This window comes from Phyllobacterium sp. CCNWLW109, from assembly GCF_037203905.1.
Classification (GTDB): domain Bacteria; phylum Pseudomonadota; class Alphaproteobacteria; order Rhizobiales; family Rhizobiaceae; genus Phyllobacterium; species Phyllobacterium ifriqiyense.
Window position 1 is genome coordinate 940,618 of sequence record NZ_JBBCBK010000002.1, and the last position, 26,604, is coordinate 967,221.

The 26,604-nt window shown below is 53.2% G+C and carries 21 protein-coding genes and 4 tRNA genes; 19 read left to right on the forward strand and 6 right to left on the reverse strand.

Annotation, left to right across the window (positions count from 1 at the left end; translation table 11 throughout):
- Nucleotides 1-25 precede the first annotated feature (25 nt).
- Nucleotides 26-400, forward strand: coding sequence for a Fe-S cluster assembly scaffold SufA (sufA, locus tag V9K92_RS09880; protein ID WP_115051640.1), 375 nt, complete (start codon nt 26-28; stop codon nt 398-400).
- A gap of 10 nt (nt 401-410) precedes the next feature.
- Nucleotides 411-731 (forward strand): TfoX/Sxy family protein, encoded by a 321-nt coding sequence (locus tag V9K92_RS09885; protein WP_115051639.1) that lies wholly within the window; start codon nt 411-413, stop codon nt 729-731.
- Nucleotides 732-733: 2 nt separating this feature from the next.
- On the opposite strand, the gene V9K92_RS09890 is transcribed toward V9K92_RS09885, so the two are convergent.
- The 4 genes from V9K92_RS09890 to V9K92_RS09905 form a co-directional block, all read right to left on the reverse strand.
- Nucleotides 734-1,141 carry an NUDIX domain-containing protein gene (locus tag V9K92_RS09890; RefSeq protein WP_115051638.1) on the reverse strand — a complete coding sequence of 136 codons (408 nt, stop codon included), beginning with the start codon at nt 1,139-1,141 and terminating at the stop codon, nt 734-736.
- 2 nt (nt 1,142-1,143) lie between these two features.
- Nucleotides 1,144-2,667, reverse strand: coding sequence for a DEAD/DEAH box helicase (locus V9K92_RS09895; protein ID WP_307284428.1), 1,524 nt, complete (start codon nt 2,665-2,667; stop codon nt 1,144-1,146).
- A 201-nt stretch (nt 2,668-2,868) separates the two neighbouring features.
- Nucleotides 2,869-3,675 carry an NAD kinase gene (locus tag V9K92_RS09900; protein ID WP_336441924.1) on the reverse strand — a complete coding sequence of 269 codons (807 nt, stop codon included), beginning with the start codon at nt 3,673-3,675 and terminating at the stop codon, nt 2,869-2,871.
- A 173-nt stretch (nt 3,676-3,848) separates the two neighbouring features.
- Nucleotides 3,849-3,924 (reverse strand) — tRNA-Thr (locus V9K92_RS09905).
- A gap of 265 nt (nt 3,925-4,189) precedes the next feature.
- Here V9K92_RS09905 and V9K92_RS09910 point away from each other — a divergent pair.
- Nucleotides 4,190-5,842, forward strand: a complete 1,653-nt coding sequence (locus tag V9K92_RS09910) for an FAD-binding dehydrogenase (protein ID WP_336441847.1) — start codon at nt 4,190-4,192, stop codon at nt 5,840-5,842.
- 30 nt (nt 5,843-5,872) lie between these two features.
- Here the strand turns inward: V9K92_RS09910 and rlmB are convergent, their stop codons facing one another.
- Nucleotides 5,873-6,730, reverse strand: coding sequence for a 23S rRNA (guanosine(2251)-2'-O)-methyltransferase RlmB (gene rlmB, locus V9K92_RS09915; RefSeq protein ID WP_307284438.1), 858 nt, complete (start codon nt 6,728-6,730; stop codon nt 5,873-5,875).
- Nucleotides 6,731-6,970: 240 nt separating this feature from the next.
- On the opposite strand from rlmB, the gene V9K92_RS09920 reads away from it, so the two are divergent.
- The 12 genes from V9K92_RS09920 (at nt 6,971) to rpoC (ending at nt 21,172) form a co-directional block, all read left to right on the forward strand.
- Nucleotides 6,971-7,055 (forward strand) — tRNA-Tyr (locus tag V9K92_RS09920).
- A 79-nt stretch (nt 7,056-7,134) separates the two neighbouring features.
- Nucleotides 7,135-7,208 (forward strand) — tRNA-Gly (locus tag V9K92_RS09925).
- Nucleotides 7,209-7,448: 240 nt separating this feature from the next.
- Entirely contained in the window at nt 7,449-8,624 is a 1,176-nt protein-coding gene (gene tuf, locus V9K92_RS09930; RefSeq protein ID WP_115055874.1) for an elongation factor Tu, read from the forward strand.
- 205 nt (nt 8,625-8,829) lie between these two features.
- Nucleotides 8,830-8,905: transfer RNA gene (locus V9K92_RS09935), tRNA-Trp, on the forward strand.
- Between the two features lie 225 nt (nt 8,906-9,130).
- Nucleotides 9,131-9,331, forward strand: a complete 201-nt coding sequence (gene secE, locus V9K92_RS09940) for a preprotein translocase subunit SecE (RefSeq protein WP_008121726.1) — start codon at nt 9,131-9,133, stop codon at nt 9,329-9,331.
- A gap of 38 nt (nt 9,332-9,369) precedes the next feature.
- Nucleotides 9,370-9,900 carry a transcription termination/antitermination protein NusG gene (nusG, locus tag V9K92_RS09945; RefSeq protein WP_008121728.1) on the forward strand — a complete coding sequence of 177 codons (531 nt, stop codon included), beginning with the start codon at nt 9,370-9,372 and terminating at the stop codon, nt 9,898-9,900.
- A 165-nt stretch (nt 9,901-10,065) separates the two neighbouring features.
- Nucleotides 10,066-10,494 carry a 50S ribosomal protein L11 gene (gene rplK / locus V9K92_RS09950; protein ID WP_115055815.1) on the forward strand — a complete coding sequence of 143 codons (429 nt, stop codon included), beginning with the start codon at nt 10,066-10,068 and terminating at the stop codon, nt 10,492-10,494.
- Nucleotides 10,495-10,498: 4 nt separating this feature from the next.
- Nucleotides 10,499-11,197, forward strand: coding sequence for a 50S ribosomal protein L1 (rplA, locus tag V9K92_RS09955; RefSeq protein WP_115055813.1), 699 nt, complete (start codon nt 10,499-10,501; stop codon nt 11,195-11,197).
- 343 nt (nt 11,198-11,540) lie between these two features.
- Nucleotides 11,541-12,059, forward strand: a complete 519-nt coding sequence (gene rplJ / locus V9K92_RS09960; protein WP_115055811.1) for a 50S ribosomal protein L10 — start codon at nt 11,541-11,543, stop codon at nt 12,057-12,059.
- A 47-nt stretch (nt 12,060-12,106) separates the two neighbouring features.
- Nucleotides 12,107-12,481 (forward strand): 50S ribosomal protein L7/L12, encoded by a 375-nt coding sequence (rplL, locus tag V9K92_RS09965; RefSeq protein WP_115055809.1) that lies wholly within the window; start codon nt 12,107-12,109, stop codon nt 12,479-12,481.
- Between the two features lie 184 nt (nt 12,482-12,665).
- Nucleotides 12,666-16,820 (forward strand): DNA-directed RNA polymerase subunit beta, encoded by a 4,155-nt coding sequence (rpoB, locus tag V9K92_RS09970; RefSeq protein ID WP_115055807.1) that lies wholly within the window; start codon nt 12,666-12,668, stop codon nt 16,818-16,820.
- 143 nt (nt 16,821-16,963) lie between these two features.
- Nucleotides 16,964-21,172 carry a DNA-directed RNA polymerase subunit beta' gene (rpoC, locus tag V9K92_RS09975; RefSeq protein WP_115055805.1) on the forward strand — a complete coding sequence of 1,403 codons (4,209 nt, stop codon included), beginning with the start codon at nt 16,964-16,966 and terminating at the stop codon, nt 21,170-21,172.
- 365 nt (nt 21,173-21,537) lie between these two features.
- Here rpoC and V9K92_RS09980 read toward each other — a convergent pair whose 3' ends face one another.
- Nucleotides 21,538-21,819 (reverse strand): hypothetical protein, encoded by a 282-nt coding sequence (locus V9K92_RS09980; RefSeq protein WP_337353875.1) that lies wholly within the window; start codon nt 21,817-21,819, stop codon nt 21,538-21,540.
- Between the two features lie 500 nt (nt 21,820-22,319).
- On the opposite strand from V9K92_RS09980, the gene rpsL reads away from it, so the two are divergent.
- From rpsL to tuf (V9K92_RS10005), 4 genes are all read left to right on the forward strand, one after another.
- On the forward strand, nt 22,320-22,691 hold the full coding sequence (gene rpsL, locus V9K92_RS09990) for a 30S ribosomal protein S12 (RefSeq protein ID WP_008121760.1): 372 nt from the start codon (nt 22,320-22,322) through the stop codon (nt 22,689-22,691).
- A gap of 60 nt (nt 22,692-22,751) precedes the next feature.
- A complete protein-coding gene (gene rpsG / locus V9K92_RS09995) occupies nt 22,752-23,222 on the forward strand; it encodes a 30S ribosomal protein S7 (RefSeq protein ID WP_008121762.1) in 471 nt (156 codons plus the stop codon).
- A gap of 33 nt (nt 23,223-23,255) precedes the next feature.
- Nucleotides 23,256-25,343 carry an elongation factor G gene (gene fusA, locus V9K92_RS10000; protein ID WP_307284497.1) on the forward strand — a complete coding sequence of 696 codons (2,088 nt, stop codon included), beginning with the start codon at nt 23,256-23,258 and terminating at the stop codon, nt 25,341-25,343.
- 65 nt (nt 25,344-25,408) lie between these two features.
- Nucleotides 25,409-26,584, forward strand: a complete 1,176-nt coding sequence (tuf, locus tag V9K92_RS10005; protein WP_115055874.1) for an elongation factor Tu — start codon at nt 25,409-25,411, stop codon at nt 26,582-26,584.
- Nucleotides 26,585-26,604 lie beyond the last annotated feature (20 nt).

The window sequence follows — 26,604 nt, forward strand, 5'->3', positions numbered from 1 at the left end:
ACCGTCTGAACAAGAAAGCTGATAAATGGGTCGTTTTTCTGTCATAACATTGACTGACGCTGCTGCGAGCCGCGTCGACGAAATTACATCGTCGCGTGAAGATGCGCTGGGTATCCGCGTCGGAATCAAGAAGGGCGGTTGTGCAGGTATGGAATATACAATCGATCTCGTCACTGAGGCCAAGCCGGGCGATGACGTTATCGAGAAAAATGGCTCCAAGGTCTTTGTTGCGCCTGAAGCAGTGCTTTACTTGCTTGGCACCGAAATGGACTTCGAAATTACCAAACTGCGCACTGGTTTTGTATTCAATAACCCAAATCAAACGTCAGCTTGCGGCTGCGGCGAATCGGTTGAATTGACACCGGCTCGCCCTGAAGCTTTGACGCCTGCCATTTCTTGATAGTCGTCACGTGGATAATGATGCGATCCACGATTTGTTTGCGGGATTGGGCGGCGTTAGCATCCGGCGGATGTTTGGTGGTAAGGGCATCTATTTCGAGGGGGTAATTATCGCCCTTGAACTTTCAACCGGAAATGTCCTTCTTAAAGCCGATGAGGTATCAATTCCGGAATTTGAAGCGGCAGGCTGTGAGCAATGGACCTACACAGGTAAGTCCAAGCAGGTAAAAATGCCCTACTGGTCCGTTCCGGAGGAGGCTTTTGATGACCCGGATATCATGACCGAATGGGCCAAGCGGGCTTATGAAGCCGCTCTGCGCGTGGCCAAATAGTCTCAGATCAAGCCGCGCTGCTCGAGAAAGCCGAGAGCATGCCTTGTGGGCAAGGTCAATAAATTTGGCAATTGTTGAAACGGGAACCAGCCTACTCCCGCATGCTTTTCGGGTTCCAGCAATTGCACTTCACCTGAAAAATTTTCAGCAAGAAACAACACTCCCAGCCAGTGTTGCTGTTCATCATGAAATAGCTGTTCGCTGATGCCGAGCAAACTCATGGTGCTGGCGTAAAGCCCGGTTTCTTCGAGTGCTTCGCGATGCACAGCCTGTTCGGCGGTTTCAAGAAAATCTACTTTACCGCCTGGTATGCCCCAACAACCTATTTCCGGGCTCTTCTTGCGCTGCAGAAGAAGAATATGCCCCTCTTTCAGAAATACGATGCCGCACCCAACGCCCGGACTATTCATGCTCAGATTTTAGTATCAATCAGCATAAACGCAGGAATTTCGTCGCCAAAGCCAATGGGGGCTGTCCCCATATCATCACGGTCTCTGCGATGGTCGCGGCGTGGTTCCGGCCGTTGCTCGGGCCGAGCTGCAGCGGGGCGAGCGCGACGTTGTTCATTCTCAGTTTTAATCGCAACCTTGTTGGGCTTATCAGCTGTACGAATAACAGGCTGATCGTCCAAAGGCTCGACTTCAATGTCTTTTGCCTTCTCAGCAGCCGCTATGATGTCAATTTCGGACTGTGGGCGCTCGCGCTCACGACCTTCATTGCGGCGACGCTTTGGTGCTGGCTTGTCACGGCCACCGCGTCCACGACGAGGGGCCTCATCCGGCTCGTTCGATACGGGCAGTGTCGACAGATCACCATCGTACCAGACGATATCTTCGCCGATCAGTTTTTCTATGGATGCCAGATATTTGACGTCTGCTTGTGTTACGAGCGTAAACGCCTTTCCGGAGCGTCCTGCGCGTCCCGTGCGTCCAATACGATGAACATAATCCTCGGAATGAATTGGTACATCGAAATTGAACACGTGACTCACATCGGGTATATCGAGCCCGCGCGCGGCGACATCGGATGCAACAAGTATTTTAAGCTTGTTATCCTTAAAATTCGCCAACATTGTCGTGCGCGCACGTTGATCCATATCACCGTGGAGTGCGCCAGCGTCGAACTCATGTTTAACGAGCGAGCGGAAGAGCTCCGATACATCTTTCTTGCGGTTGCAGAAGATGATTGCGTTTTTAAGTCCATCGGCCTCAGCGCGGATAAGATCGCGCAATATTGCCCGTTTCTCCCAATCCTTCTTGCCGGACTTTACTAGCTTCTGTTCAACCGTCTTTGCAGTCGTTGCAGCCTTCGCCACTTCGATGCGTACTGGCGAGTGCAAAAACTGTTCCGTCAGCTTGGTGATCTCAGGTGGCATGGTAGCCGAGAAAAACAGTGTCTGCCGTGTGAAGGGAATGAGTTTACAAATGCGCTCAATATCCGGGATAAAGCCCATGTCGAGCATCCGGTCAGCTTCATCGATCACGAGAATGTCTACTGCGCTCAGCAGCAGTTTACCGCGCTCGAAATGATCAAGCAAACGGCCTGGCGTAGCGATCAGTACGTCTGCGCCACGTTCAAGCTTGCGCAATTGGTCGTCGAAAGAAACGCCGCCGATGAGCAACGCAACATTCAAGCGGTGGTTTTTTCCATATTTAACAAAATTTTCCTCGACCTGCGCTGCGAGTTCGCGCGTGGGTTCGAGAATGAGCGTGCGGGGCATGCGGGCACGGGCGCGCCCCTGCTCGAGCAGTGTCAGCATAGGCAATACAAATGAAGCGGTTTTGCCGGTTCCCGTCTGGGCAATGCCGAGGACATCCTTGCGTTGCAGCGCATGTGGAATTGCGCCTGCCTGGATGGGTGTCGGGATCGTATATCCTGCTGCTTCTACAGCATCGAGCACTTTCGGTGAAAGGCCCAGATCAGCAAAGGTGGTCAATGGAGATTTAACTTTCTATCTGCAGTCGGTACCATACATGCCTGTTAGTGGCGTAAAGCTGCATTTGCCAGAAGCATCTGACGCTTGATTGCATAGCGTTTGCTGTAATTGCGTTACGGCGCATACCAGCAAAAGTCAACTCTTTGGTATGGTCACATTTAAGCGTTTGTTACAATTGTCCGTCATTTTATTCTAATGTTGTCAATAAAGGAACTGTTCCTTTAGAATTCGTTCGTTCCACGAATGGTTTTTATCAAAGAGAATGGTAGCTCGCAGCTGGGAAGCTTCTTCAATGGTGACCGATAAAACCGACTTTACTTCCGTATGATCTGCAACGGCGTTGACAGGTCGTTTCTCCGGCTCAAGAATATCGAAACGCACAGTCACCTTATTGGGCAGGAGCGCGCCACGCCAGCGCCGCGGCCGGAAAGCCGAAACAGGTGTAAGCGCAAGAAGGCGCGCATCAAGCGGCAGGATGGGCCCTTGAGCTGAAAGATTGTAAGCCGTCGAACCTGCAGGCGTGGCAACCATGACACCATCGCAAATGAGTTCTTCCAGCCGGATTTGATCGTCAACGCTGATGCGGATTTTCGCTGCCTGGTATGATTGGCGAAGCAAGGAGATTTCATTGAGGGCGAAGGCCGTGACAGTGCCTTCTTCCACCGATTCCGCTACCATCTTCAGTGGCCGGATCGTCTCGGATTGCGCAGCCTCAATTCGATCCTTCAGGCCAACGCTGCTGAACTCGTTCATTAGAAAGCCAACGGATCCGCGGTTCATGCCGTAGATCATTTTTCCTTGGTTCATGTAGTGCTGCAATGTCTGCAGCATGAAACCGTCGCCACCGAGCGCAACGATCACATCAGCATCGCGAGCGTCGGACTGACCGTAGAATTTGATGAGTTCTTGAGCAGCTTCATCCGAATCCGGCGTGCCGGAGGAAAGAAAAGCAAATGTTTCAATTTTCCGGTTCATGACTGCCTGCGAAATGTAAAGGAATAAGGATATATCGCCTAGCACGCTGGGCGTGATCTGGCAAAACGCGAAAGTGATATTGGTAAAGAAACAACGCCGCTGCAGCGCTTGGACAACTAGCCGGCGAAAAGATCTGGAGCGTGCATCATGCGCGAAGCAGGTAAAGAATTACCAGCGTGCTCGCGTGCAAATATTAAAGGAAAAGGTGGTGCCCCCAGAGAGACTCGAACTCCCGACCCTCTGATTACAAATCAGATGCTCTACCAACTGAGCTATAAGGGCAGCGGCGTTCGATTAGCACAAAGCTCCGAAGTGTAAAACGGAAAATGTGGTTTATACGAAATAATTTTACGAAAAGCCCGAAAACCGGGCCGATACTGTCTTTCAGGGTTAGTCGAATAGGGCAGTCTGGCCAAGCATGTCTCGATATCATCGGAAACGCGCGTAAGCGCCACGATAATCAGGCGCTCAAAGAATCGACGTGCGTAATAACGTTGACGTAAAGGTTATCTGTAGTTCAATGTTGCTTAAGGGGGAGATCTCAGAGATGACATATGATGCTGATGCTATTGTGATTGGGGCGGGGCTGGCGGGGTTGGTAGCTGCCACGGAACTGACCGATGCGGGCAAGCGGGTAATCATTGTTGATCAGGAACCCGAGCAGACATTGGGCGGACAGGCGTGGCGCTCTTTTGGCGGATTGTTTTTTGTAAATAGTCCCGAGCAGCGTCGACTGCGAATTAAAGATTCTTACGAGTTGGCATTGCAGGATTGGATGGGATCTGCGGGCTTTGATCGCGAGGAGGACCATTGGCCGCGAAAATGGGCTGAGGCCTATGTCGATTTTGCTGCCGGCGAAAAACGTTCATGGCTGCATGCGCAAGGGATGCGCTGGTTTCCTATCGTCGGTTGGGCGGAGCGGGGCGGTTCATTGGCGACGGGCCACGGAAATTCTGTGCCACGCTTTCATATTACGTGGGGAACGGGGTTGGGCGTAGTCGAGCCCTTTGTCCGGCGGGCCCGTGAGGCTGAACAAAAAGGACTTTTAAGTTTCCGATTTCGCCACAGGGTCACGTCGCTCGGCACGAATGGCGGCATTGTGGACAGCGTGGAGGGTGAGGTGCTTGAGCCTAGCAATGTCAAGCGCAGTGAGCCCAGTTCACGTGTGGTTGCCAGCTCGTTCATTTTAAGGGCGCAGGTAATTGTTGTTTGCAGTGGAGGCATGGGAGCCAATCACGATCTTGTGCGCAAAAATTGGCCAAAACGCTTGGGTGAAGCTCCTAAACGCCTCATCAGCGGGGTGCCGGATCATGTTGATGGATTGATGCTGGGCATAAGCGAACAAAGCGGCGCGCATCTAATCAACTGCGATCGCATGTGGCACTATGTCGAAGGCGTGCACAATTGGAACCCGATTTGGTCTAGGCATGCTATCCGTATTCTGCCGGGGCCATCATCCTTATGGTTTGATGCCAATGGAAATCGCTTGCCTGCACCATGCTTGCCGGGCTTCGACACATTGGCCACGCTCAGTCACATCATGAAAACGGGACATGATTATTCTTGGTTCATACTCAACGAGACCATTGTGAAAAAAGAATTCACGCTATCAGGCTCAGAACAAAACCCTGATTTCACCAGCAAGAGTTGGCGGCAGGTATTGAAGCGAGCCACCGGTGGCATTCCCTCACCTGTTAAAGCGTTTCTCGATAAGGGCGAAGATTTCATCGTTGAAAATAATCTGACTGATCTGGTGCGGCGAATGAACGCTCTGAGCGGGGATAATTTGATTGATGAGCAAAAACTTCACGCACAAATTGCTGCACGCGATCGCGAAGTCGAGAACACCTACACGAAGGACGCACAAATCACGGCGATAAGGGGCGCGCGCAATTATATCGGCGACAAGCTCGTTCGCGTCGTGCCTCCCCACAAGATACTGGACCCAAAACATGGGCGCCTGATAGCGGTGAGACTCAATATTCTGACGCGCAAGTCATTGGGCGGCATAGAGACTGATCTGAATGCACGTGTTCTGAAACAAGGCGGCGAGCCGCTACCGGGAGTTTACGCGGCGGGCGAGGCGGCTGGCTTTGGCGGTGGAGGAGTTCACGGATATAACTCGCTTGAAGGAACTTTTCTTGGCGGTTGCATATTTTCCGGCCGTATTGCTGGTCGGGCAGCCGCCAAGGTTGTTTAGATCACGCCAATACCGTGGTGGGCAGTTCCTTCATCGCGTCAGATAGCGTTGGGCTGCATAAAGTGAGATTGCAGCCGCGTTGGACACATTCAATGATTTGATAGCGCCGGGCATATCAAGACGGGCGAGGTGGGTAACTGTCTCGCGCGTCTTCTGACGTAAGCCTTTGCCTTCTGCGCCGAGGACCAAGGCAATGCGTCCTGGCTTCATCGTTTTTTCGAGTTCGAGCGGCCCTTCCGAATCAAGCCCAATTGTTGTGAAGCCGAGCTCGTGTAATTCACTGATCGCATCAGCAAGATTGCGAACTTCTATATGGGGAATAAGTTCAAGCGCGCCAGAAGCGGCTTTTGCAAGGACGCCTGATTCTTGTGGGCTGTGCCTTGCCGTTGTGATGATAGCTCCAGCGCCGAAGGCCACTGCGGACCGCATGATTGCGCCGACATTGTGTGGATCAGTAACCTGATCAAGAATCAGCAGGAGATCGCTTTCTTGAAGCACTTTCAAAGATTGGGCTTTTAAAGGCTTTGCTTCGATCATCACGCCTTGATGCACGGCATCAGAGCCGGTTTCCTTATCGATTGCGCGGGGCTCAACAATTTCAACGTCGAATCCCAGGGCGTCTGGATCAGCGATTTCCAGTCGATCGAGAGCATTCTTCGTGACCAGCATGCGTTTGATCTGGCGGGCAGGGTTATCCAGTGCTGCGCGGACCGTATGCAAACCATAGAGCCGGACAAGCCCTTCCGGTGCTTGTGTGCCGGCGACTTGAGGACGCGAAGCTCGTTCAGCCTGTTGCGGTGTACCGCCAGCCTTCTGATCGCGGTACTGGCGGCGCAATGTCGCGTAATGGGAATCTTTTTGCGTATGTGTGGGTTTTTGTGTCGTCATAACGCGACCATATACGCTTTCACTTCGTTCAGCGATACGACTATTCGTTGAATTTATTGGCTTCGGTCGGTTGAACCGCATAATTTGTCAGGCAATTTCCACAACTCATTCATTTTCTGCCAGTAAGTGTTGACACCACGTGACCTAGTCGGCATAAGGCCCTCCGCAAGCAGCAGCCTGATGAACTGTCCGGCGGTTGTTTGCGAAGTGCCAAATGGCGCGGTTCCATCGGCAGTGACCGGAGGAGTGCCCGAGTGGTTAAAGGGGACGGACTGTAAATCCGTTAGCTTGGCTTACGTTGGTTCGAATCCAACCTCCTCCACCACTGCCGGAACCGCCCGCCTGGCGCATAATCCCAAGACGAATTGGTCTTGGTGGAGATTATGTGCCAATTTGAGTGTTGTGCGGGTATAGCTCAGTGGTAGAGCAGCAGCCTTCCAAGCTGAATATGCGGGTTCGATTCCCGCTACCCGCTCCAGTTTCGACAGAGAGCACCGCGTACACGCGAGAGCGCGTATGGTGCTCTTCGATTTTGTCTTGAGCTTGTACGCCGCTCATGTGTCCCCATATGAACGAGCATATCCCAAGACGAACCCAACCCGGATCGGTCGTGTTTGGCCGGGCGGGTGACTGTGCTGACGGACGGCTCGCTGTCTCGTCTGACTACAAACATGGTACCGGCCTCTAGACCGGTTGTGATGACGAGAGAACGACGATTATGGCTAAGAGCAAGTTTGAACGTAATAAGCCGCACGTAAACATCGGCACGATTGGTCACGTTGACCATGGCAAGACGTCGTTGACGGCAGCGATTACGAAGTATTTTGGTGAGTACAAGGCGTATGACCAGATTGACGCTGCACCGGAAGAGAAGGCACGCGGCATCACCATTTCGACGGCACACGTTGAGTATGAGACGCCTGCGCGTCACTATGCACACGTTGATTGCCCTGGCCACGCCGACTATGTGAAGAACATGATCACCGGCGCTGCGCAGATGGATGGCGCTATTCTGGTTGTGTCTGCCGCTGACGGCCCGATGCCCCAGACCCGCGAGCACATTCTGCTTGCCCGTCAGGTTGGCGTTCCAGCGATCGTCGTGTTCCTGAACAAGGTTGATCAGGTTGACGATGCTGAATTGCTCGAACTGGTTGAGCTTGAAGTTCGTGAGCTTCTTTCCAAGTATGATTTCCCGGGCGACGATGTACCGATCGTCAAGGGTTCGGCTTTGGCTGCACTTGAAGACAGCAACAAGGAAATCGGCGAAGACGCAGTTCGCGCGCTGATGGCTGAAGTTGACAAGTACATTCCAACGCCAGAGCGTCCTATTGACCAGCCATTCCTGATGCCGATCGAAGACGTTTTCTCGATCTCGGGTCGTGGTACGGTTGTGACTGGCCGTGTTGAACGCGGTATCGTCAAGGTTGGTGAAGAAGTTGAAATCATCGGCATCAAGCCGACGACAAAGACAACAGTTACCGGCGTTGAAATGTTCCGCAAGCTGCTCGATCAGGGCCAGGCAGGCGACAACATCGGTGCACTGGTTCGCGGTGTTGGCCGTGAAGACGTTGAGCGCGGTCAGATCCTTGCCAAGCCAGGTTCGGTCAAGCCGCACACGAAGTTCAAGGCAGAAGCCTATATTCTGACGAAGGACGAAGGTGGCCGTCATACGCCATTCTTCTCCAACTACCGTCCACAGTTCTACTTCCGCACGACTGACGTGACGGGTGTAGTGACTTTGCCGGAAGGTACGGAAATGGTCATGCCTGGCGACAACATCTCGGTTGATGTGACGCTGATCGTGCCAATCGCCATGGAAGAGAAGCTCCGCTTCGCTATCCGTGAAGGTGGCCGCACCGTCGGTGCTGGCATCGTCGCTTCTATCATTGAGTAAGACTGTCGCCTGACAGTTCGAATCGGGAAGGGCGGTCCATTGGATCGCCCTTTTTGTTTGCAAAGAATTTGGTTCCGAATCGGAAATGGACGCAGTCAGGCGCAATTGTTGGCAAGCTAAACAGATAATTTTTCAGCAAGGCGCAAGAAGTCGCGTATTGGCCCTTGAAAAGGCCACGGCTTTGTGGAATGTACGCCCCGAAGATAGGGGAGTAGCTCAGTTGGTAGAGCGGCGGTCTCCAAAACCGTAGGTCGCAGGTTCGAATCCTGTCTCCCCTGCCATCTATATAGTCTGCTGGGTACACGATTGGATGGTGTAACTGCAGATGTTGAGAAGGAATTGACTCCGGGGCCTTGTGTTTTACCGGAATCGGTTCTATGTAACGTCAACAGACACGCGGTGCGTGGAGCTGAATAATCAGCTTTACGGGCCGTAATGGTGTGAACAGTCGGCATTTAAATATTAATGCAGTGTGTTTGCAGCGAAATGACACGCACGAGCGGTAAATGGCATCCAAAACGAATCCAATAACTTTTTTTCAGCAAGTGCGCGCTGAAACCGCAAAGGTCACATGGCCTTCGCGTCGCGAAACGCTCATTTCCACTGCGATGGTGATGATAATGGCGTTCTTTGCTGCGATCTTTTTTTTCGCAGCTGATCAGTTGATGGCATACGGGATTGATCTCATTCTCGGTCTTGGTCGTTAACGCAGGCTGACAAGAAAATCGGGATTGGGAATTCAACAATGACCGCGCGCTGGTATATCGTTCACGCCTATTCGAATTTTGAGAAGAAGGTCGCCGAGTCGATCGAAGAAAAGGCGCGACAGAAGGGTCTGTCGCATCTTTTTGAAAAGATCCTCGTTCCGACCGAAAAAGTGGTTGAAGTGCGCCGTGGCCGTAAGGTTGATGCTGAGCGTAAATTCTTCCCGGGCTATGTCATGGTTCGTGCTGATTTGACGGATGATGCATATCATTTGATCAAGAACACGCCGAAGGTAACCGGTTTTTTGGGTTCGGATAATAAGCCGATCGCAATTTCCGACAAGGAAGCAGAGCGCATCCTGACCCAAGTTCAGGAGGGTGTTGAGCGTCCTAAGGCATCGATCTCGTTTGAGATTGGTGAAAGCGTTCGTGTTGCTGATGGACCCTTTGCGTCGTTCAACGGTACGGTACAGGAAGTTGATGAGGAGCGTTCGCGCCTCAAGGTCGAGGTTTCGATCTTTGGTCGTGCAACTCCTGTCGATCTGGAATTTGGTCAGGTGGAAAAAGTCTGATCATAAGGGTGGCTCTCGAAGTTGTCCTGTCACTCCGGTGACGAAGAGGTGGGAGGTGAGAAACCTTAGCCGGGTTTTAAACCGAACCACCAAACTGCAACCGCTGGTTTTTCAGCATAATGTAAAGGTGCCGGTTTATCCGGCATAACCATAAGGCAGAGTATAATGGCTAAGAAAATAGCAGGCCAGCTCAAGCTGCAGGTTTCGGCAGGATCGGCAACGCCATCCCCGCCAATCGGACCGGCACTTGGTCAGCGCGGCATCAACATCATGGAATTCTGCAAGGCCTTCAATGCGGCTACGCAGGAAATGGAAAAGGGCTCGCCCGTTCCAGTCGTGATCACATATTATCAGGACAAGTCCTTCACTTTTGCAATGAAGACCGCTCCGGTTTCCTACTTCCTCAAGAAGGCTGCAAATCTGAAGTCCGGTTCCAAAGAACCAGGTAAGGTAGTTGCCGGTAAGGTTACGCGCGAGAAAGTCCGCGAAATCGCTGAAGCGAAGATGAAAGACCTGAACGCAGCAGATGTTGAATCTGCAATGCGCATGGTCGAAGGTTCTGCCCGTTCGATGGGCCTGGAAGTGGTGGGCTGATCCGATGGCAAAAGTAGCAAAGCGCGTAGCGAAGGTTCGTGAAGGCATTGACCGCAACAAGCTCTATGATCTGACTTCGGCAATTGCCATGGTCAAGGAGCGTGCAGTCGCCAAGTTCGACGAAACTATCGAAGTTGCAATGAATCTCGGCGTTGATCCTCGTCATGCGGACCAGATGGTTCGTGGTGTTGTCAATCTGCCAAACGGCACTGGCCGTACAGTTCGTGTTGCCGTGTTTGCACGCGGTGCCAAGGCTGATGAAGCCACGGCTGCCGGCGCAGATATCGTTGGTGCAGAAGATTTGTTCGAGATCGTCAATGGCGGCAAGATCGATTTCGATCGCTGCATTGCAACACCGGACATGATGCCGCTCGTTGGCCGTCTCGGTAAGGTTCTAGGACCTCGCGGCATGATGCCAAACCCAAAGGTTGGCACGGTTACGACTGACGTTACAGCTGCAGTTAAGGCTTCGAAGGGCGGCGCTGTTGAGTTCCGCGTTGAGAAGGCCGGTATTATTCATGCTGGCGTCGGTAAGGCTTCTTTTGATGCCAAGGCGCTTGAAGAGAATATCAAGGCTTTCGCTGATGCGGTAACCAAGGCCAAGCCTGCTGGTTCCAAGGGCGAATATGTCAAGCGCGTCGCGATTTCCTCGACAATGGGCGCTGGCGTAAAGATCGACCCGGCAACAGTACGCATTGCGTAACTGTTGATTGAGTTTTCAAGCTTAACCGCTTGATTGAAAAGAATTCCAGGCCTTTCGGGGCCTGGATAACCGGATGAAAATCCGGTTATCCTGTCCGAGATTGCGGGTGGTTCGCCTTAATTCGTAAGAACCTGCATGAGACGTGGAAAAACTTTGATTTGAGGGCTCTGCCCAAAGAACAAGGTTCGAACCGTAGTTGCCTTTCGCTTGCAGCCAATCCGGCGAAGCAGGGGGGACAGGATCCTCAACTGTTGTTTGGTTTCAGTTTTCGGACTGAAGGCTTGCAACAAAAGGCAACCCGGCAGGAATGCAATATCGCATTACTGTCAAATGGAGAGAGACAGTGGAAAAAGCGGAAAAGCGCGAATTTGTCACTTGGCTGAATGGGGTCTTCAAGGATTCCGGTTCAGTTGTCGTGGCCCACTATACCGGTCTCACCGTTGCGCAGCTGAGCGATCTTCGCTCCAAGATGCGTGATGCTGGTGGCACTGTTAAAGTCGCGAAGAACCGCCTTGCCAAGATCGCTCTTCAAGGCACGGAATCGGAAGGCATTTCTGATCTATTCGTAGGTCAGACACTTGTTGCCTATTCCAATGATCCGATTACGGCACCAAAGATCGCCATTGAATTTGCCAAGGGCAACGAAAAGCTCGTTATCCTCGGTGGCTCAATGGGAGCAACAACTCTTGATGCAGATGGCGTGAAGGCTCTGGCCGCACTTCCATCACTCGACGAGTTGCGCGCAAAGCTGGTTGGTATGATCCAGACACCAGCTTCTCGCATCGCTCAGGTCGTAAACGCACCGGCAGCTCAGCTTGCCCGCGTTTTTGGCGCCTATGCCCGGAAGGACGAAGCGGCATAAGGCCGTTCTCGCTGTCAATATATCGAACCTTGTAAAGGAATATCACAATGACTGATCTCGCAAAGATCGTAGAAGACCTGTCCAACCTTACAGTTCTTGAAGCTGCGGAACTTTCCAAGCTTCTTGAAGAGAAGTGGGGCGTTTCTGCTGCCGCTCCTGTTGCTGTTGCCGCTGCTGGCGGTGGTGCAGTTGCAGCTGCTGTTGAAGAAAAGACTGAATTCGACGTCGTTCTGACCGATGCCGGCGCTAACAAGATCAACGTGATCAAGGAAGTCCGCGCAATCACCGGTCTTGGCCTGAAAGAAGCCAAGGACCTCGTTGAAGCTGCTCCTAAGGCAGTTAAAGAAGCAGCGACTAAGGACGAAGCTGACAAGATCAAGGCACAGCTCGAAGCAGCTGGCGCCAAGGTTGAACTCAAGTAATCCTTGCGTTATTGGCGGGCAGGGTGACCTGTCCGCCGACTACCCTCTCCGGAGGGCCCGGTACTCAACCCTTTTCCTGATGGCAATTTGGTGCTTTCAGGAAACGGGTTTTGTCCCGTTCACGGGGCCGCATACGCGGTTTTAAGAAACAGGCCAGTTTCTGGCATAAAGACGAGGAGCGACGATGGCTCAGACCCATTCTTTCAATGGTCGTAGGCGCGTACGCAAGTTTTTCGGTAAGATTCCGGAAGTCGCAGAGATGCCGAACCTCATCGAGGTTCAAAAGGCTTCCTACGATCAGTTTCTGATGGTGGAAGAGCCCAAGGGCGGACGTTTGGACGAAGGTTTGCAGGCTGTATTCAAGTCTGTTTTCCCGATCCAGGATTTCTCTGGTGCTTCCATGCTCGAATTCGTCAAGTACGAGTTCGAAGCTCCAAAATTCGACGTTGACGAATGCCGTCAGCGCGATCTGACATATGCTGCGCCGCTTAAGGTGACGCTGCGCCTTATCGTGTTCGATATCGATGAAGATACCGGCGCGAAGTCGATCAAGGACATCAAGGAACAGGACGTTTACATGGGCGATATGCCGCTCATGACCGATAATGGTACGTTCATTGTAAACGGCACCGAGCGCGTGATCGTTTCGCAGATGCACCGTTCACCGGGCGTCTTCTTTGATCACGACAAGGGCAAAACCCATTCGTCCGGCAAGCTTCTGTTTGCTGCGCGCGTCATTCCGTATCGCGGCTCATGGCTCGATATTGAATTCGATGCAAAGGACGTTGTGTATGCGCGTATCGACCGCCGCCGCAAAATTCCGGCGACATCGCTGTTGATGGCGCTCGGCATGGATCCAGAAGAGATTCTGTCGACTTTCTACAACTCGCTCACATTCAACCGTGACGGCGAGACATGGCGTATTCCATTCTCAGTCGACCGTTTCCGCGGCTTCAAGGCGACCACTGACGTTATCGATGCTGATACTGGCGAGGTTATCCTCGAAACCGGTAAGAAGCTGACTGCGCGTAGTGCCAAGCAGCTTGCTGAAAAAGGCTTGAAGTTCATCAAGGCGACCGAAGACGATCTGCTCGGCTCCTATCTAGCCGAAGATATCGTCAACATGGAAACTGGTGAAGTTTATCTCGAAGCAGGCGACGAGCTTGACGAGAAGACCCTCAAGGTTCTGCTCGACACGGGCGTTTCGGAAATCAACGTTCTCGATATTGATCATGTCAATATCGGACCATACATCCGTAACACGCTCGCCGTGGACAAGAACGAGAGCCGCCAGGACGCATTGTTTGACATTTACCGTGTCATGCGCCCGGGTGAGCCACCGACAATTGACTCGGCTGAAGCCATGTTCAAGTCGCTGTTCTTCGACAGCGAACGTTATGATCTGTCGGCTGTTGGTCGCGTCAAAATGAACATGCGCCTTGATCTGGATGCGGAAGACACTGTCCGTATCCTGCGCAAGGAAGACATTCTTGCCGTGGTCAAGATGCTGGTTGATCTGCGCGATGGCCGTGGTGAAATCGACGACATCGACAATCTCGGCAATCGCCGTGTGCGTTCGGTCGGCGAATTGATGGAAAACCAGTATCGTGTTGGTCTGCTTCGCATGGAGCGTGCCATCAAGGAACGTATGTCATCCATCGAAATTGACACTGTCATGCCGCAGGATCTGATTAACGCAAAGCCAGCAGCAGCTGCGGTTCGTGAGTTCTTCGGTTCTTCGCAGCTTTCGCAGTTCATGGATCAGACCAACCCGCTGTCCGAGATTACGCATAAGCGTCGTCTTTCGGCTTTGGGACCTGGCGGTTTGACTCGCGAACGTGCAGGCTTTGAAGTTCGCGACGTTCATCCGACACATTACGGCCGTATCTGCCCGATTGAAACGCCGGAAGGCCCGAATATCGGTCTGATCAACTCGCTCGCAACCTTTGCCCGGGTCAACAAGTACGGCTTTATCGAAAGCCCGTATCGCAAGATCATTGATGGTAAGGTTACCGACGACGTTGTTTATCTGTCGGCAATGGAAGAAGCCAAGTATCACGTGGCGCAGGCCAATGTGGAGCTCGACTCTTCCGGCGGATTCACAGATGAATTCGTTGTCTGCCGTCATGCGGGTGAAGTCTTGATGGCCCCACGTGAAAACGTGGATTTGATGGACGTTTCACCAAAGCAGCTTGTATCGGTTGCCGCCGCACTTATTCCGTTCCTTGAAAACGACGACGCCAACCGCGCTCTGATGGGCTCGAACATGCAGCGTCAGGCCGTTCCTCTGGTTCGTGCTGAGGCGCCATTCGTCGGAACAGGTATGGAGCCGGTTGTTGCTCGCGACTCCGGTGCTGCTATTGGTGCCCGCCGTACAGGTATCGTCGATCAGGTTGATGCAACCCGTATCGTTATCCGTGCGACGGAAGATCTCGTACCGGGCAAGTCTGGCGTTGATATTTATCGCCTGATGAAGTTCCAGCGCTCGAACCAGAACACCTGCATCAATCAGCGTCCGCTGGTACGTGTAGGCGACCGGATCGAAAAGGGCGATATCATTGCTGACGGTCCTTCGACGGATCTGGGTGATTTGGCTCTTGGCCGTAACGTGCTGGTCGCGTTCATGCCTTGGAATGGCTACAACTACGAAGATTCCATCCTGCTTTCTGAAAAGATCGTTTCGGATGACGTCTTCACCTCGATCCATATCGAGGAGTTCGAAGTCATGGCTCGCGACACGAAGCTTGGACCGGAAGAAATCACGCGTGACATTCCGAATGTTTCGGAAGAAGCGCTGAAGAATCTGGACGAAGCCGGTATCGTGTATATCGGTGCCGAAGTTCAGCCGGGCGATATTCTTGTCGGCAAGATCACTCCGAAGGGCGAAAGCCCAATGACGCCGGAAGAGAAGCTTCTTCGCGCCATTTTCGGTGAAAAGGCTTCGGACGTTCGTGACACCTCGATGCGCATGCCGCCCGGGACTTACGGTACGGTAGTGGAAGTTCGCGTTTTCAATCGCCACGGCGTTGAAAAGGACGAACGTGCCATGGCTATCGAGCGTGAGGAAATCGAACGCCTGGCCAAGGACCGCGACGACGAACAGGCTATCCTGGACCGCAACGTCTATGGCCGTCTTGCTGATGTTCTCAACGGCAAATCTGCTGTTGCCGGACCGAAAGCGTTCAAGAAGGGCACAGTCGTTACACAGGACATCATGGGTGAATACCCACGTTCGCAGTGGTGGCAGTTTGCTGTCGAAGACGAAAAGATCCAGGGCGAAATCGAAGCTCTGCGCAACCAGTATGACGACTCCAAGAAGCTGCTTGAACAGCGCTTCATGGACAAGGTCGAAAAGGTCCAGCGCGGCGATGAGATGCCTCCAGGGGTCATGAAGATGGTCAAGGTCTTTGTCGCTGTGAAGCGCAAGATCCAGCCAGGCGACAAGATGGCTGGCCGTCACGGCAACAAGGGTGTTGTTTCGCGTATTGCTGCTGTTGAGGATATGCCGTTCCTTGAAGATGGAACGCATGTTGACATCGTTCTCAATCCGCTTGGCGTGCCAAGCCGAATGAACGTTGGTCAGATCCTTGAGACGCATTTGGGCTGGGCTTGCGCCGGAATGGGCAAGAAGATCGGGGAACTGATCGAAGCCTATAAGGCACAGCACGCACTAGGCGAGCAGGGCGACATTGCTCCGCTTCGGGCGACGATTGAGTCGATCATCCCGGACAATGACCGCAACGAACCGGTTCGCAACTATGATGATGAAAGCATCATTCGTCTTGGCGAACAGATGAAGCGCGGTGTGTCGATTGCAACGCCGGTATTTGACGGTGCGCATGAACCAGACATCAATGTGATGCTGGAGCAGGCAGGCCTAAAATCCTCCGGTCAGTCGACACTGTACGACGGACGTACGGGTGAAACTTTTGATCGTCAGGTGACTGTCGGCTACATCTATATGTTGAAGCTGCACCATCTGGTTGATGACAAGATCCACGCTCGTTCGATCGGACCTTACTCGCTCGTTACGCAGCAGCCTCTGGGTGGTAAAGCCCAGTTCGGCGGTCAGCGCTTCGGTGAAATGGAGGTCTGGGCACTGGAAGCATATGGTGCGGCTTACACGCTGCAGGAAATGCTTACGGTCAAGTCCGATGACGTTGCCGGTCGTACCAAGGTCTATGAGGCGATTGTCCGCGGCGACGATACGTTCGAAGCAGGCATTCCCGAGAGCTTCAACGTTCTCGTCAAGGAAATGCGTTCGCTCGGACTTAATGTCGAGCTGGACGATACACGCCAGCAGGAACAGCAACAGGCATTGCCTGACGCTGCAGAGTAAAAAACGTCAGGGTGCGCGATTAGTTTCCGCGCACCCCGGCATTCGTTTCGAGCCGCTGAAGAAGCGGCATTTGATCTAGATGGACCGCGGTGGCGGATATTCATCGCAAGGAGAGGGCACTTTTTGCCCCATGGAGAAACGGCATGAACCAAGAGGTCATGAATCTTTTCAATCCTCAGGCGCCTGTGCAGGCATTCGATTCCATCAGGATTTCGATCGCCAGCCCTGAGAAGATTCTGTCCTGGTCATACGGTGAGATCAAGAAGCCGGAGACGATCAACTACCGCACCTTTAAGCCGGAGCGGGATGGTCTTTTCTGTGCTCGGATCTTCGGGCCGATCAAGGACTACGAATGCTTGTGCGGCAAGTACAAGCGCATGAAATACAAGGGCATCATCTGCGAAAAGTGCGGTGTGGAAGTCACGCTGTCACGCGTTCGTCGTGAGCGCATGGGCCATATTGAACTTGCTGCGCCGGTTGCGCACATCTGGTTCCTGAAGTCCCTGCCAAGCCGTATCGGCACATTGCTTGATATGACCCTTAAGGGCATCGAGCGCGTTCTCTATTTCGAGAACTACATTGTGACCGAGCCAGGCCTGACTGCACTGAAGGAGCACCAGCTTCTTTCGGAAGAAGAATACATGATTGCTGTCGATGAGTATGGTGAAGATTCCTTCACTGCGCTGATCGGTGCGGAAGCAATTCATGAGCTGCTCGCTTCCATGGATCTGGAAAAGATTGCTGGCGATCTGCGGGAAGATCTGGCGACAACTACGTCTGATCTGAAGCAGAAGAAGCTGATGAAGCGTCTGAAGATCGTCGAAAACTTCCTGGAGTCGGGTAACCGTCCGGAATGGATGATCATGAAGATCGTTCCGGTCATTCCTCCGGATCTTCGTCCTCTGGTTCCGCTGGATGGCGGACGTTTCGCTACATCCGATCTTAATGATCTGTATCGTCGCGTAATCAACCGTAACAACCGCTTGAAGCGCCTGATCGAACTGCGTGCTCCTGGCATCATCATCCGCAACGAGAAGCGCATGCTTCAGGAATCGGTCGATGCGTTGTTCGACAACGGCCGTCGTGGCCGTGTTATCACCGGTGCCAACAAGCGTCCGCTGAAGTCGCTGTCCGATATGCTCAAGGGCAAGCAGGGCCGCTTCCGTCAGAACCTCCTAGGCAAGCGCGTCGATTATTCCGGCCGTTCGGTTATCGTGACTGGTCCTGAACTCAAGCTTCACCAGTGCGGTCTGCCAAAGAAGATGGCGCTCGAACTATTCAAGCCATTCATCTACGCCCGTCTTGACGCAAAGGGTTATTCCTCAACCGTCAAGCAGGCCAAGAAGCTGGTTGAAAAGGAAAAGCCAGAAGTCTGGGATATTCTTGATGAGGTCATTCGCGAGCATCCGGTTCTGTTGAACCGCGCTCCGACGTTGCACCGTCTTGGTATTCAGGCATTCGAACCCACTCTGATCGAAGGCAAGGCTATCCAGCTGCACCCGCTCGTCTGTACCGCTTTCAACGCGGACTTTGACGGTGACCAGATGGCTGTCCACGTACCGCTTTCGCTGGAAGCGCAGCTCGAAGCCCGCGTTCTGATGATGTCGACGAACAATATCCTGCACCCTGCAAATGGTCTGCCGGTTATCGTACCATCTCAGGACATGGTTCTTGGCCTGTACTATCTGTCGATCGTTGCGGTTAAAGAGCCGGGCGAAGGCATGGCGTTTGCCGATATGGGCGAACTTCATCATGCTATCGGCAATGGTTCGGTCACTCTTCACACGAAGATCAAGGGCCGCTTCAAGAGCATCGACGCTGACGGCAAGCCAACGTCGAAGATTTTCGACACGACGCCTGGCCGCATGATCATCGGTGAGCTTCTGCCGAAACACCACAATGTGCCTTTCGATATCTGCAATCAGGAAATGACCAAGAAGAACATCTCCAAGATGATCGACACGGTTTATCGCCATTGCGGACAGAAAGAGACGGTCATTTTCTGCGATCGCATCATGCAGCTCGGCTTCAGCCATGCTTGCCGCGCCGGTATCTCGTTCGGCAAGGACGACATGGTTATTCCGGAAACCAAGGCGAAGCTGGTTGCTGAAACCGAAGCTTTGGCGACCGAATACGAACAGCAGTACAATGACGGCCTGATCACTCAGGGCGAGAAGTACAACAAGGTTGTTGACGCTTGGGGCAAGTGCACCGAGAAGGTCGCCGACGAAATGATGGCTCGCATTAAGGCCGTTGAGTTTGATCCTGTTACTGGTCGCCAGAAGCAGATGAACTCGATCTATATGATGTCGCACTCCGGCGCTCGTGGTTCTCCGAACCAGATGCGTCAGCTGGGCGGTATGCGCGGTCTGATGGCCAAGCCTTCGGGCGAAATCATCGAAACGCCAATCATTTCGAACTTCAAGGAAGGTCTGACTGTGAACGAGTACTTCAACTCGACCCACGGTGCCCGTAAGGGACTTGCAGATACTGCATTGAAGACGGCTAACTCCGGCTATCTGACACGCCGTCTGGTTGACGTCGCTCAGGATTGCATCGTCATCTCTGTTGATTGTGGCACCACAACCGGTCTCACAATGCAGCCGATCGTTGATGCGGGTCAGGTCGTTGCGACAATTGGCCAGCGCGTTCTCGGTCGTACCGCGCTTGAAGATATCTTGCACCCGATTTCAGGCGACGTGCTTGTAACTGGTGGCAATATCATCGACGAGTTCGATATCGATGCCATTGAGAAGGCTGGTGTTCAGTCGATCCGCATTCGCTCGGCTCTCACCTGTGAGACGCGCGGCGGTATCTGCGCCAAGTGCTACGGCCGCGATCTTGCCCGTGGTACGCCGGTCAACCAGGGTGAGGCGGTCGGTGTTATCGCTGCTCAGTCCATTGGTGAGCCAGGCACGCAGTTGACCATGCGTACGTTCCATCTTGGTGGTACAGCGCAGGTTGTCGATCAGTCGTTCCTCGAAGCCAGTTATGAAGGCACCGTACAAATCCGCAACCGCAACGTGGTGCGTAACTCCGATGGCCATCTGGTTGTCATGGGCCGCAACATGGCAGTTGTCATCCTGGATGCAACGGGCAAGGAACGCGCAACACACCGCGTTACCTATGGTTCGCGCATCTATGTTGATGACGGCGACACGGTTAAGCGCGGTCAGCGCGTTGCCGAGTGGGATCCTTATACCCGCCCGGTCATGACGGAAGTCGAAGGTCACGTCGAATTCGAAGACATGGTCGACGGTCTCTCGGTTACGGAAACGACGGATGAGTCCACCGGTATCACCAAGCGTGTGGTTATCGACTGGCGCTCAACACCGCGTGGTTCGGATCTGAAACCGTCAATCGTGGTCAAGGACAAGGCAGGCAAGGTTCTGAAACTGGCAAAGGGCGGCGACGCACGCTTCCAGCTGTCAGTGGAATCCATCCTTTCGGTCGAGCCAGGCTCGCACGTTAAGGCTGGTGACGTTCTTGCGCGTATTCCGATGGAAAGCGCCAAGACCAAGGACATCACCGGTGGTCTTCCACGCGTTGCCGAACTGTTCGAAGCCCGTCGTCCGAAGGACCACGCTATCATCGCTGAGATTGATGGTACGGTTCGTTTTGGCCGCGACTACAAGAACAAGCGCCGCATTGTCATCGAACCGAACGACGAGACACTAGAGCCTGTTGAGTATCTGATCCCCAAGGGCAAGCCTTTCCATCTTCAGGATGGCGATGCGATCGAAAAGGGCGATTATATCCTCGACGGCAACCCGGCACCGCACGACATTCTGGCGATCAAGGGCGTGGAAGCTTTGGCTTCATATCTCGTCAATGAAATTCAGGAAGTCTATCGCTTGCAGGGCGTTCTGATCAACGACAAGCACATCGAAGTGATTGTCCGTCAGATGCTGCAGAAGGTCGAAATCACCGAGTCTGGTGACACCGGCTTTATTGCTGGCGATCACGTTGACCGGATCGAGCTGGACGAAATTAACGAGCGTCTTGAAGAAGATGGCAAGAAGCCAGGCTACGGCACTCCGGTGCTGCTCGGCATCACCAAGGCTTCTTTGCAGACACCGTCGTTCATCTCGGCAGCGTCCTTCCAGGAAACAACACGCGTCCTCACGGAAGCTGCTGTTGCCGGCAAGATGGATGCTCTGCAGGGCCTGAAGGAGAACGTCATTGTTGGACGTTTGATCCCGGCAGGTACAGGCGGAACGGTCAAGCAGATCCGCCGCATTGCCGGAGCTCGCGACGAGTTGATCATCGACGAGCGCCGCAAGGAAGCTGGAGCAAGCGCCGCGAAAGCTGGCCCGATGCTGACAGACATGACAGGCCAGCCAGCCGAGTAAGCTGGTTAGCTGCACCAAATCAAACGGCCGCCCCGGAGAAATCCGAGGCGGCCTTTTTCATGGGTTTTTCAACCAACCACAACCAAACTACTACTCACGATGGAAAATCTTCAGCAAAAATCGGCGGTTTTTCGGCAAAAATGCTTCAAATCTCTCAGAGACGTTGCCGATGTTTGAGATAATGAAGGAATATGTCGGAAAGGGCAGGGAGGCGATCTGAAGGATTGTCCCGAAACGCCCATGAGCTCGCAATCAATAAAAGTGTCCAGTTGTATTGTTCGGCAGTACCTGCGTTGTCGGAAGCAAACACCCACTGTGGTGCTCTGGTGCGAATTTCAAAAAATCTGTAGATCGGCCGGTGACAGCTATTCGTTGAACTCTATCATCGCGATCTGCCCAGTCAGGGCATTCTTGTAGGCTGACAGATGGGGCTCTTCAGTTGGCTCTTCGGTGAGGGTGCCGATCTCGAGTAGCTCTGCTTCATCATAGCCTTCATTGGCGAGAATCTGCAGGGCGAAGTCGACCAGCCCTTCAGAATCGTCCCGCATAAGAAGTAGATGAACCTGTCGCGGCTCATCCTGCTTCTCTTTCCATACATCGGCAACGACGAGATGGACGATTTTCGGTTCAGGCTTGTCTGATGGCATTGGTTTGTTTCCCGATTCTTCGATTCTACGGTCAGAATAGACGTAACGAGTCGGTCTGGCATGCGAGTCGGCAAGAATCCCTGTGAAGAAGACGAAATTTAACTTGAATTAACGATTGTTCAACGAAACTATCGGTCGTCGGGATGCAAAAGCGCCAGCAAATGCTGTGCGCTCAAAGAATATTGGGGGTTCAGGCTTGACGAAAGGCTGAAACACCAGTATCAGCAGCCCATCTGAGCCGATGTGAGATTGGCCATTTCGGAGCGACACGCTCTGGAGTTCATCTCAAACAGGGTTCGTTTTACGAACGAAATGCAATTTGCCGCTCGCATGAGGCCTTATGGCTTCCTCTGCTTTTATTCGGGCAACCACCCTTGGGGTGGTTTAGTTGCCCGAATTCGTGCATGAGCATGGCGCTGAAACGGCCCTGACGGGCGAAGATACGAGATTTGTGCCGAAGCGCTAGCGCTTTGATACGCATTACAAAGAGGGAAGGTTGAATGCCTACCGTAAACCAGTTGATCCGCAAGCCGCGCACTGCGCCGGTAAAGCGCAATAAAGTCCCTGCATTGCAGGAAAACCCGCAAAAGCGCGGCGTTTGCACTCGCGTCTATACGACGACACCGAAGAAGCCAAACTCGGCTCTCCGTAAAGTCGCCAAGGTGCGTTTGACCAACGGCTTCGAAGTTATCGGGTATATTCCGGGTGAGGGTCACAACCTTCAAGAGCACTCTGTCGTGATGATCCGCGGCGGCCGTGTAAAGGATTTGCCAGGTGTTCGTTACCACATCATCCGTGGTGTTCTGGATACTCAGGGCGTCAAGAATCGTAAGCAGCGCCGTTCCAAGTACGGTGCAAAGCGTCCGAAGTAAGATTTTCCGGGAATTTGGCCACCAGGTAGGTCAACCCGATGCAGATAAGAGACAGAGAATATGTCCAGACGCCATAGTGCAGAAAAGCGTGAGATTAACCCGGATCCAAAGTTCGGCGATCTCGTTCTGACAAAGTTCATGAATGCAGTCATGCATCATGGCAAGAAGTCGATTGCTGAGCGTATCGTTTACGGTGCGCTTGAGTCAGTCGAAGCCAAGAGCAAGCAGGAGCCAGTTGCCCTGTTCCATCAGGCTCTCGACAATGTAGCGCCACACGTAGAAGTACGTTCGCGCCGCGTTGGTGGTGCGACTTACCAGGTTCCGGTCGATGTTCGTCCGGAGCGCCGTCAGGCTCTTGCAATCCGTTGGCTGATCAATGCAGCCCGTGGCCGCAACGAGACGACAATGGTTGATCGCCTGTCGGGTGAACTTCTGGATGCTGCAAACAACCGTGGCTCAGCTGTGAAGAAGCGTGAAGACACGCATCGCATGGCAGAAGCCAACCGCGCATTCTCGCATTACCGCTGGTAATCGTCGAAACCCTATTCTTAGAGGCACCAGATCATGGCCCGCGAATATAAAATCGAAGACTACCGTAACTTCGGTATCATGGCGCACATCGACGCCGGCAAGACAACGACGACCGAGCGTATTCTTTATTACACCGGTAAGTCGCACAAAATCGGTGAAGTCCATGACGGCGCCGCTACGATGGACTGGATGGAGCAGGAGCAGGAGCGTGGTATCACGATCACTTCCGCTGCAACCACGACTTACTGGACTGGCCGTGATGGCAAGAAGCGTCGCTTCAACATCATTGATACGCCTGGTCACGTTGACTTCACGATTGAAGTAGAGCGCTCACTGCGCGTGCTCGATGGTGCGATTGCACTTCTCGATGCAAACGCCGGTGTAGAGCCACAGACTGAAACCGTATGGCGTCAGGCTGAGAAGTATCACGTTCCACGCATGATCTTCGTCAACAAGATGGACAAGACCGGCGCCGATTTCTATCGCTGCGTTGATATGGTCAAGACACGTCTTGGTGCCAAGGCACTCGTCATGCAGCTGCCAATCGGCGCTGAGACAGAGTTCAAGGGCGTTATCGATCTGATCGAGATGAAGGCACTTGTATGGCGCGACGAACAGCTCGGTGCTGAATGGGATGTCGTTGAAATTCCTGCCGATCTTAAGGATCGTGCTGAAGAATTCCGCGAAAAGCTCATCGAAACCGCTGTTGAAGTCGACGAAGCTGCTACCGAGGCTTACCTCGAAGGCAATATGCCAGACAATGACAAGCTGCGTGAACTGATCCGTATCGGTACATGCCGCGTTGAATTCCATCCGGTATTCTGTGGTTCGGCATTCAAGAACAAGGGCGTACAGCCTCTGCTCGACGGTGTTGTTGACTTCTTGCCTTCGCCTGTTGATGTTCCTTCGATCAAGGGCATCGACCCGAAGACCGATGCGGAAACAGTTCGCAAGTCCTCGGACGAAGAGCCACTGTCAATGCTCGCGTTCAAGATCATGAACGATCCGTTCGTTGGTTCGCTGACATTCTGCCGCATCTATTCCGGCAAGCTGACCAAGGGCATTTCGCTTGACAATACTGTTAAGCTGAAGCGTGAGCGTATCGGCCGTATGTTGCAGATGCACTCCAATTCCCGCGAAGACATCGAAGAAGCCTTTGCTGGCGATATCGTTGCTCTTGCTGGCCTCAAGGAAACGACAACAGGTGATACGCTTTGCGATCCTCTGAAGCCGGTTATTCTTGAACGCATGATCTTCCCGGATCCGGTTATCGAGATTTCGATCGAACCAAAGACCAAGGCCGACCAGGAAAAGATGGGCCTCGCGCTCAACCGCCTGGCAGCTGAAGATCCTTCATTCCGCGTCAAGACGGATGAAGAATCCGGTCAGACAATCATCGCCGGCATGGGCGAGCTTCATCTCGACATTCTCGTTGACCGTATGCGTCGCGAGTTCAAGGTAGAAGCAAACATTGGTAACCCACAGGTTGCTTATCGTGAATCGATCACCCGCAAGGCTGAAATCGACTACACGCATAAGAAGCAGTCCGGTGGTTCGGGCCAGTTCGCTCGCATCAAGGTTATCTTCGAGCCGCATGAAGGTGATGATTTCATCTTCGAATCGAAGATCGTCGGTGGTGCTGTACCAAAGGAATACATTCCAGGCGTACAGAAGGGCATTGAAAGTGTTATGGGTGCGGGTCCGCTCGCAGGCTTCCCGATGCTCGGCGTGAAAGCCACGCTGATCGACGGTGCCTACCATGATGTCGACTCTTCGGTTCTCGCCTTCGAAATCGCAGCTCGCGCTGCATTCCGCGAAGGTGCACAGAAAGCTGGTGCCCAGCTTCTTGAGCCGATCATGAAGGTCGAGGTTGTTACGCCTGAAGATTACGTCGGTGACGTAATTGGCGATCTGAATTCACGTCGTGGTCAGATCTCGGGTACCGAAGCGCGTGGTATTGCCACTGTAGTCAATGCAAACGTCCCACTGGCCAACATGTTTGGTTATGTGAGCAATCTGCGTTCGATGAGCCAGGGCCGTGCACAGTACACCATGCAGTTCGACCACTACGAACCTGTCCCGGCAGCAGTCGCGCAGGAAATTCAGAAGAAGTTTGCGTAACCATAAGGTTGCGCGTGACAGTTGAAGTTAAGCCTGAGCAGGCGAACATATAACGGAGAGCTCAGATGGCTAAGAGCAAGTTTGAACGTAATAAGCCGCACGTAAACATCGGCACGATTGGTCACGTTGACCATGGCAAGACGTCGTTGACGGCAGCGATTACGAAGTATTTTGGTGAGTACAAGGCGTATGACCAGATCGACGCTGCACCGGAAGAGAAGGCACGCGGCATCACCATTTCGACGGCACACGTTGAGTATGAGACGCCTGCGCGTCACTATGCACACGTTGATTGCCCTGGCCACGCCGACTATGTGAAGAACATGATCACCGGCGCTGCGCAGATGGATGGCGCTATTCTGGTTGTGTCTGCCGCTGACGGCCCGATGCCCCAGACCCGCGAGCACATTCTGCTTGCCCGTCAGGTTGGCGTTCCAGCGATCGTCGTGTTCCTGAACAAGGTTGATCAGGTTGACGATGCTGAATTGCTCGAACTGGTTGAGCTTGAAGTTCGTGAGCTTCTTTCCAAGTATGATTTCCCGGGCGACGATGTACCGATCGTCAAGGGTTCGGCTTTGGCTGCACTTGAAGACAGCAACAAGGAAATCGGCGAAGACGCAGTTCGCGCGCTGATGGCTGAAGTTGACAAGTACATTCCAACGCCAGAGCGTCCTATTGACCAGCCATTCCTGATGCCGATCGAAGACGTTTTCTCGATCTCGGGTCGTGGTACGGTTGTGACTGGCCGTGTTGAACGCGGTATCGTCAAGGTTGGTGAAGAAGTTGAAATCATCGGCATCAAGCCGACGACAAAGACAACAGTTACCGGCGTTGAAATGTTCCGCAAGCTGCTCGATCAGGGCCAGGCAGGCGACAACATCGGTGCACTGGTTCGCGGTGTTGGCCGTGAAGACGTTGAGCGCGGTCAGATCCTTGCCAAGCCAGGTTCGGTCAAGCCGCACACGAAGTTCAAGGCAGAAGCCTATATTCTGACGAAGGACGAAGGTGGCCGTCATACGCCATTCTTCTCCAACTACCGTCCACAGTTCTACTTCCGCACGACTGACGTGACGGGTGTAGTGACTTTGCCGGAAGGTACGGAAATGGTCATGCCTGGCGACAACATCTCGGTTGATGTGACGCTGATCGTGCCAATCGCCATGGAAGAGAAGCTCCGCTTCGCTATCCGTGAAGGTGGCCGCACCGTCGGTGCTGGCATCGTCGCTTCTATCATTGAGTAAATTAAGGTTTTATGCGGAAG

Bases quoted from the DNA above. Each gene is read 5' to 3' on its own strand.
- V9K92_RS09980 (WP_337353875.1), bottom strand. From the start codon at position 21,819: ATGCCATCAGACAAGCCTGAACCGAAAATCGTCCATCTCGTCGTTGCC.
- sufA (WP_115051640.1), top strand. From the start codon at position 26: ATGGGTCGTTTTTCTGTCATAACATTGACTGACGCTGCTGCGAGCCGC.
- V9K92_RS09910 (WP_336441847.1), top strand. From the start codon at position 4,190: ATGACATATGATGCTGATGCTATTGTGATTGGGGCGGGGCTGGCGGGG.
- V9K92_RS09890 (WP_115051638.1), bottom strand. From the start codon at position 1,141: ATGAATAGTCCGGGCGTTGGGTGCGGCATCGTATTTCTGAAAGAGGGG.
- rplL (WP_115055809.1), top strand. From the start codon at position 12,107: ATGACTGATCTCGCAAAGATCGTAGAAGACCTGTCCAACCTTACAGTT.
- secE (WP_008121726.1), top strand. From the start codon at position 9,131: ATGGCATCCAAAACGAATCCAATAACTTTTTTTCAGCAAGTGCGCGCT.
- fusA (WP_307284497.1), top strand. From the start codon at position 23,256: ATGGCCCGCGAATATAAAATCGAAGACTACCGTAACTTCGGTATCATG.
- tuf (WP_115055874.1), top strand. From the start codon at position 25,409: ATGGCTAAGAGCAAGTTTGAACGTAATAAGCCGCACGTAAACATCGGC.
- rpsG (WP_008121762.1), top strand. From the start codon at position 22,752: ATGTCCAGACGCCATAGTGCAGAAAAGCGTGAGATTAACCCGGATCCA.
- rpoC (WP_115055805.1), top strand. From the start codon at position 16,964: ATGAACCAAGAGGTCATGAATCTTTTCAATCCTCAGGCGCCTGTGCAG.
- rpsL (WP_008121760.1), top strand. From the start codon at position 22,320: ATGCCTACCGTAAACCAGTTGATCCGCAAGCCGCGCACTGCGCCGGTA.
- nusG (WP_008121728.1), top strand. From the start codon at position 9,370: ATGACCGCGCGCTGGTATATCGTTCACGCCTATTCGAATTTTGAGAAG.
- rlmB (WP_307284438.1), bottom strand. From the start codon at position 6,730: ATGACGACACAAAAACCCACACATACGCAAAAAGATTCCCATTACGCG.
- rplK (WP_115055815.1), top strand. From the start codon at position 10,066: ATGGCTAAGAAAATAGCAGGCCAGCTCAAGCTGCAGGTTTCGGCAGGA.
- rpoB (WP_115055807.1), top strand. From the start codon at position 12,666: ATGGCTCAGACCCATTCTTTCAATGGTCGTAGGCGCGTACGCAAGTTT.
- tuf (WP_115055874.1), top strand. From the start codon at position 7,449: ATGGCTAAGAGCAAGTTTGAACGTAATAAGCCGCACGTAAACATCGGC.
- rplA (WP_115055813.1), top strand. From the start codon at position 10,499: ATGGCAAAAGTAGCAAAGCGCGTAGCGAAGGTTCGTGAAGGCATTGAC.